The 5,724-nt window shown below is 71.6% G+C and carries 6 protein-coding genes; 5 read left to right on the top strand and 1 reads right to left on the bottom strand.

Annotated features, from left to right (window positions below):
* The first annotated feature begins 55 nt into the window (after positions 1-55).
* Both AB0M20_RS23740 and AB0M20_RS23735 read left to right on the top strand, forming a co-directional pair.
* Positions 56-754 carry a hypothetical protein gene (locus tag AB0M20_RS23740; protein ID WP_364301572.1) on the top strand — a complete coding sequence of 233 codons (699 nt, stop codon included), beginning with the start codon at positions 56-58 and terminating at the stop codon, positions 752-754.
* Positions 755-767: 13 nt separating this feature from the next.
* The gene (locus AB0M20_RS23735; RefSeq protein WP_364301570.1) at positions 768-1,346 is read left to right on the top strand and encodes a TetR family transcriptional regulator; all 579 of its coding nucleotides are present in this window, start codon (positions 768-770) and stop codon (positions 1,344-1,346) included.
* On the opposite strand, the gene AB0M20_RS23730 is transcribed toward AB0M20_RS23735, so the two are convergent.
* Complete coding sequence (locus AB0M20_RS23730) at positions 1,322-3,679, bottom strand: DEAD/DEAH box helicase (protein ID WP_364301568.1); 2,358 nt, start codon at positions 3,677-3,679, stop codon at positions 1,322-1,324. The genes AB0M20_RS23735 and AB0M20_RS23730 overlap by 25 nt on opposite strands.
* 127 nt (positions 3,680-3,806) lie before the next feature.
* Here AB0M20_RS23730 and AB0M20_RS23725 point away from each other — a divergent pair, with 127 nt between their 5' ends.
* The 3 genes from AB0M20_RS23725 to AB0M20_RS23715 all read left to right on the top strand — a co-directional run.
* On the top strand, positions 3,807-4,184 hold the full coding sequence (locus AB0M20_RS23725; protein WP_364301566.1) for an STAS domain-containing protein: 378 nt from the start codon (positions 3,807-3,809) through the stop codon (positions 4,182-4,184).
* Positions 4,181-4,621 carry an ATP-binding protein gene (locus AB0M20_RS23720; protein WP_364301564.1) on the top strand — a complete coding sequence of 147 codons (441 nt, stop codon included), beginning with the start codon at positions 4,181-4,183 and terminating at the stop codon, positions 4,619-4,621. The genes AB0M20_RS23725 and AB0M20_RS23720 overlap by 4 nt, the downstream gene beginning before the upstream one ends.
* Before the next feature lie 206 nt (positions 4,622-4,827).
* Positions 4,828-5,724 (top strand): sodium/proton-translocating pyrophosphatase (locus AB0M20_RS23715; RefSeq protein WP_364301562.1); only part of this gene is annotated, 897 nt, incomplete at its 3' end.

The following is a 5,724-nucleotide window of genomic DNA, read 5'->3' as shown; positions in this document are numbered from 1 at the left end:
CGACTGTATTGGGAAAGGTATACGATGCAGGTGTATTGAAACCGGGGAGGCGCAGATGAAGTGGTTGGGATGGCTGGCCCGCCGGGCCGTCGAGCTGGAGATCGCGATGTGGCGGAATCTCTTCCGCTGGGTGACCGGGCGGGGCAGGCGGCACGGCGAGGGGGAGGAGCCGTTCGCGTATCTGGGGACGGTCAAGCCGGTGCTCGGCGTCTTCATCGGGTTGTCGATCGTGGAGATCCCGATGTTCGACCTGATCGTGCGCAACGTGGTGCCGTGGACGCCGGCTCGCTGGATCTTTCTGGGCCTCGGCGTCTGGGGGGTGACCTGGATGCTCGGTCTCTGGGCTGGGATGAAGACATACCCGCACGTCGTCGGGCCGGCCGGGATCAGGGTGCGGCAGAGCTCGAGCGTCGACTTCACGATCGACTGGGCGGATGTCGAATCGGTGGGCAAGCGGCACCGTTCGATGCCGTCGGCGAAGTCGCTGCAGATCGAGGAAGCCGGTGAGCGGCGGGTGCTGCACATCGTCGTCGGCAGCCAGACCAGCGTCGACGTCCGCCTGCGCCGGCCGATCACCGTCCGATTGCCCAAGGGCTCTTCCGAGCCGGTGGATGAGATCCGTCTCCAGGCCGACGACCCGGACGCGTTCGTCCGCAGCGCCCGGGCGGCCGGCACCCCGGCGGACGGGGCCGAGGTGTCCGCCTCGGGGCCGGCGCGCCGGGCGGGCGGGCGAACCGGCACGTCGCGGGCGTGAAAGCATCGCGGTCATGCCCAAGCGGGTCGATCATCAGGAGCGCCGGACGCTGATCGCCGACGCGCTGATGCGGGTCGCCGCGGAGCAGGGGCTGGAGGCGGTCAGTCTCCGGCACGTGGCGGCCGCGGCGGGGGTCTCGGCGGGGATGGTGCAGCACTACTTCAGCACCAAGGACGAGATGATGGCGTTCGCGATCTCCGTCGTCCGCGAGCGGGGCCAGGCTCGGGTGGCCGAGGCCGTCGCCGGCCTCGGTGACGATCCGTCTCCGCGGCTGCAGCTCCGCACGATGCTCGCCGCCCTGCTGCCGCTCGATGAGCCCGCCGGCGACGACGGCCGGGTGGCGCTGGCCTTCCTCGCCTACACGGCGGTGCGCCCGGCGGCGGGCGCCGAGCTGCGCGCGGACACGGCGGAGCTGATCCGGTTCATCGCCGGCCTGCTGCCGACCGGCGACGAGGATGCCGCGGCGGGCCTGCTGTCGTTGATGGAGGGTGTGGCGCTCTACCTGCTGGCCGGCAACTTCACCGGCGACCGGGCGCTTCGCCTCCTGGACGCACAGCTGGACCTTCTTTACGGCCCGCACTCCGCAGCCTGACCGGGTCGGCGCCCGAGGTCAGGCTCGCCGGCCTGGGATTGGGAAGGAACAGCCTGGGACGGCACGGGCTGGGGGAGGGCTGCGAGGACCGCGTCCAGGACGGCCACCGCGCCCGGTTTGTGGAGCGGGTTGTTGCCGTTGCCGCACTTCGGGGACTGGACGCACGATGGGCAGCCGGTCTCGCAGGCGCACGCCGCGATCGCCTCGCGGGTGGCGCCGAGCCAGGCCGTCGCCGTTGCGTAGGCGCGCTCGGCGAAGCCCGCACCGCCCGGGTGTCCGTCGTAGACGAAGACCGTCGGCGCGTCGGTGTCCTGATGGCCGGCCGTCGACAGGCCGCCGATGTCCCACCGGTCGCACGTCGCCATCAGCGGCAGCAGGCCGATCGCCGCATGCTCCGCGGCGTGCAGCGCGCCCGGCACGTCGGCCCAGGCCAAACCGGCGCGGGCCAGCTCCCGGGGCGAGATGGTGAACCAGACGGCGACGGTACGCAGCTCGCGCGGCGGCAGATCGAGCGGCCGCGTGTCGATTACCTCACCGGAGCCGATCCGGCGCCGCTGGTACGACACCACCTGACTGGTCACATCGACGTCGCCGAGGAACAACCCGACCGGCCCGGCGTCCACATACGACCGCACCGACACCACCGACAGGTCGATCACGTCGCGGGCATGCGTCGAGTAGTCCGGATCCGCCGCGTGCACCAGCGCTGTCGCATCGTCGAGATCCAGCACGTCGACCACGTACGAGGCGCCCTGATGCAGGTGCACCGCGCCCTCGTGCAGCATCGCGTGCGACGACGCCGCATCCACCGTACCCAGCAGCCGGCCGGTCGCCGACTCGACCACCGAGACCGGCGCCCCGCCGGTGCCGCGCAGGTCGACATCCGGGGTGCCGGGCCGGGTCCAGTACCAGCCGGTCGGCCGGCGCCGCAGCGCGCCCGACGCGGTGAGCCCCTCCACCGCCGCCTCCGCGCCCGGCCCGAAGAGCTCCAGGTCCCGAGGGGTCAGCGCCGCTTCGGCGGCGGCGCAGCACAGTTGCGGCCCCAGCACGTACGGGTTGGCGGGGTCCAGCACGGTGGCCTCGACCGGCCGCCCGAACACCGATGACGGGTGGTGCACGATGTACATGTCCAGCGGGTCGTCGCGGGCGATCAGCACCGCCAGCGCGTCGCCGCCGGCCCGGCCCGCGCGCCCGGCCTGTTGCCACAGCGACGCCCGCGTCCCGGGGTAGCCGCAGATCAGCACCGCGTCCAGCCCGACCAGGTCGACGCCCAGCTCGAGCGCGTTGGTCGAGGCCAGCCCGAGCAGCTCGCCGGCGAGCAGCGCCCGCTCGATCCGGCGCCGGTCCTCGCGCAGATATCCGCCCCGATACGCCGCCACCCGCTCACCGAGCCCGGGGACCGCCTCGTCCAGCGCCCTCGACGCCATCGACGCGACGATCTCGGCGGCCTTGCGCGACCGTACGAAGGCCAGCGTCCGCGTCCCGTTGATGACCGCGTCGGTGAGCAGGTCGGCGGTCTCCGACAGCGCGGATTTGCGCGTCTCGGTGTCTTCGAGCATCGGCGGCTCGCGCAGGGCGAAGGTCAGGGCGCCACGCGGCGAGGCGTCCTCGGTGACCGCCTCGATCGGCAGGCCGGTCAGCCGGGACGCCGACCCGGCCGGGTCGCCCGACGTGGCCGACGCGAGGACGAAGGTCGGCTCGGCGCCGTACCTGGCGGCCAGCCGGCGCAGGCGGCGCAGCACGTGTGCCACGTGCGAGCCGAACACACCCCGGTACGCGTGACATTCGTCGACCACCACGTACGCCAGCCGGCGCAGGACGCGCGTCCACCGGCCGTGCCCGGGCAGCATCGCGTGATGGATCATGTCCGGGTTCGTGAAGATGAACCGGGCGTGATCGCGTACCCACTCGCGCTCCTCGCGCGTCGTGTCACCGTCGTACGCCGCCGCGCGTACCCCGGGAAGGTCCAAGGAATTGACGGCCCGCAACTGATCGGCGGCCAGGGCCTTCGTCGGCGACAGATAGATCACGGTTGCCCGCTCGTCGACCAGCAGGCGGGTGAGCGCGGGCAGCAGATAGCCGAGCGACTTTCCGGAGGCCGTGCCGGTGGCGAGCACCACATGCGTGCCGTCGTGGGCGAGGTCCGCGGCCGCCGCCTGGTGCGCCCACGGTCGCTCGACCCCGCCGGACCGCAACGCCGCACGCAGCGCCGACGGCACCCAGGAGGGCCAGTCCACGGGCCGTCCGGGCCGCGCGGGGATCGTCTCGACGTGCGTCGCCTGCCGTCGCAACAGGTCGGCGGGGACCGGCACGATCGACGTCACGTACTGCACTCTGACATCGGTTCATGGTGAACCTCAAACGGGTACCACGGGTGGGTGCCACGCGTCGGCGGATGACCGGCGGTGGTTAGATGCGCTGGGGAGATCGGCGCGGGGGAAGATCGGCGGAGGAGGAACGATGGAGCTGTCGCTGGCGACCCGCACCGTCGCCGGGCACACGGTGCTGGAGGTCGGCGGCGAGGTCGACGTGTACACCGCCCCACGGCTGCGGGAGAGCCTCGTCGCGCTCGTCGACGGCGGCGCGCGGGCAGTGGTGGTCGATCTGGGCCGGGTCGACTTCCTCGACTCGACGGGTCTCGGTGTGCTGGTCGGCGCCCTGAAACGACTGAGGGCGGCGGACGGATCGTTCGGCCTGGTCTGCGCCAAGGAACCCCTTCTGAAGATCTTCCGGATCACCGCCCTCGACCAGGTGTTCCCGATCTACCCGTCGGTCGAAGCGGCGACCAGTGCGGGCGACGCCGATGCGGGCGACGCCGGTGAGGGCCCGACGGCGTGATGGCCACGGTCCGCCTGTCCTTCTCGCCCGCGCCGGTGCATGTGCGCACGGCGCGCCTGGTCGGAGTCGCGGTAGCTCGGCGGGCGGGGGTCGCCGAGGAACTGCTCGACGAGGTGCGGCTCGCGATCGGTGAGGCCTGCACGCGAGCGGTCGCGCTGCACCGGCAGTACGGCCTGCCCGACCTCGTCACGGTCGAGATGTCCGACTCGGACTCGTACGCGGTGCGGGTCATCGACCACGCCCCGATCGACGCCAGCATCGGCCTGGCCAAGCTGCCGCCGGACGAGCTCGCCGACGAGTCGCTGACCGACGAGGCATTGACCACGGGTGTCGGCTTCGCCCTACTCGCCGGGTTCGTCGACGACCTGCAGGTGCGGCCCGTCGACGACGGCGCGGGCACCGAGGTCCGCATGGTGTGGCCGGTCAACCGCCGCTAGAAAACCTCTAAACCGGGTAACACAGCGGCGAACATCACCACGACACGGCCGGAGCCGGGTGTGACCGTAAACACCACAGACCTATACAGTACCCGGGTTATCAGCTACTGCTCCTGGCCCCGCGTCCGCGGGGCCCGGTTGTCGTCACTCCAAGCGCTCGGTGGTCACGTCCACCGCCCGGCGCGGTCGGTTACAGGAGGACATTGATGTCCGGGACTATGCAATATCTCGCCGCGGAAGGCGGTGGGGTGTCCCTCAGCAGTTCGAACGTCACATTCGTCATCGTCGCGGTGGTCTTCGCGCTGGTGGCGCTGGCATTCGCCGCTTGGTTCGTGAAGCTGGTGCTGGCCGCGGGCCGGGGCACCAGCAATATGCAGGAAATTGCCGGCGCCGTGCAGGAAGGCGCCACCGCGTTCCTCCGCCGCCAGTTCAAGACCTTGGCGATCTTCGTCGTCATCGCGGTGGTCCTGCTCTTCCTGTTGCCGGTGCACGCCACCGACAACGAGACCTGGGTCAAGGTCGGCCGCTCGCTGTTCTTCGTGGTCGGCGCGGTCTTCAGCTCGTTGATCGGCGGCTGGGGCATGGCGCTGGCGACCCGCGCCAACCTGCGCGTGGCCGCGGCCGCGGGCGAGTCCGGCGGCCGGGAGAAGGCGATGGCCATCGCTTTCAAGACCGGTGGCGTGGTGGGCTTCCTCACCGTCGGCCTGGGCCTGTTCGGCGCCGCGCTGGTGGTGCTGATCTTCCGTGGCGACGCCCCGACCGTGCTCGAGGGCTTCGGCTTCGGCGCCGCGCTGCTCGCGATGTTCATGCGGGTCGGCGGCGGCATCTTCACCAAGGCCGCGGACGTCGGCGCCGACCTGGTCGGCAAGGTGGAGCAGGGCATCCCCGAGGACGACCCGCGCAACGCCGCGACCATCGCGGACAACGTGGGCGACAACGTCGGGGACTGCGCGGGCATGGCGGCCGACCTCTTCGAGTCGTACGCCGTCACCCTGGTGGCCGCGCTGATCCTCGGCAAGACCGCCTTCGGCGACGCCGGGCTCGCCTTCCCGCTGCTGGTCCCGGCCATCGGTGTCATCACCGCGATGATCGGCATCTTCGCG

The organism is Actinoplanes sp. NPDC051633 (assembly GCF_040681735.1).
Classification (GTDB): domain Bacteria; phylum Actinomycetota; class Actinomycetes; order Mycobacteriales; family Micromonosporaceae; genus Actinoplanes.
Note: the sequence above shows the minus strand (reverse complement) of the source record. Positions and strands in the feature narration are given on the sequence as shown.

Excerpts from the sequence above, each read along its gene's own strand:
- AB0M20_RS23735 (WP_364301570.1), top strand. The coding sequence starts at position 768 with ATGCCCAAGCGGGTCGATCATCAGGAGCGCCGGACGCTGATCGCCGAC.
- AB0M20_RS23725 (WP_364301566.1), top strand. The coding sequence starts at position 3,807 with ATGGAGCTGTCGCTGGCGACCCGCACCGTCGCCGGGCACACGGTGCTG.
- AB0M20_RS23740 (WP_364301572.1), top strand. The coding sequence starts at position 56 with ATGAAGTGGTTGGGATGGCTGGCCCGCCGGGCCGTCGAGCTGGAGATC.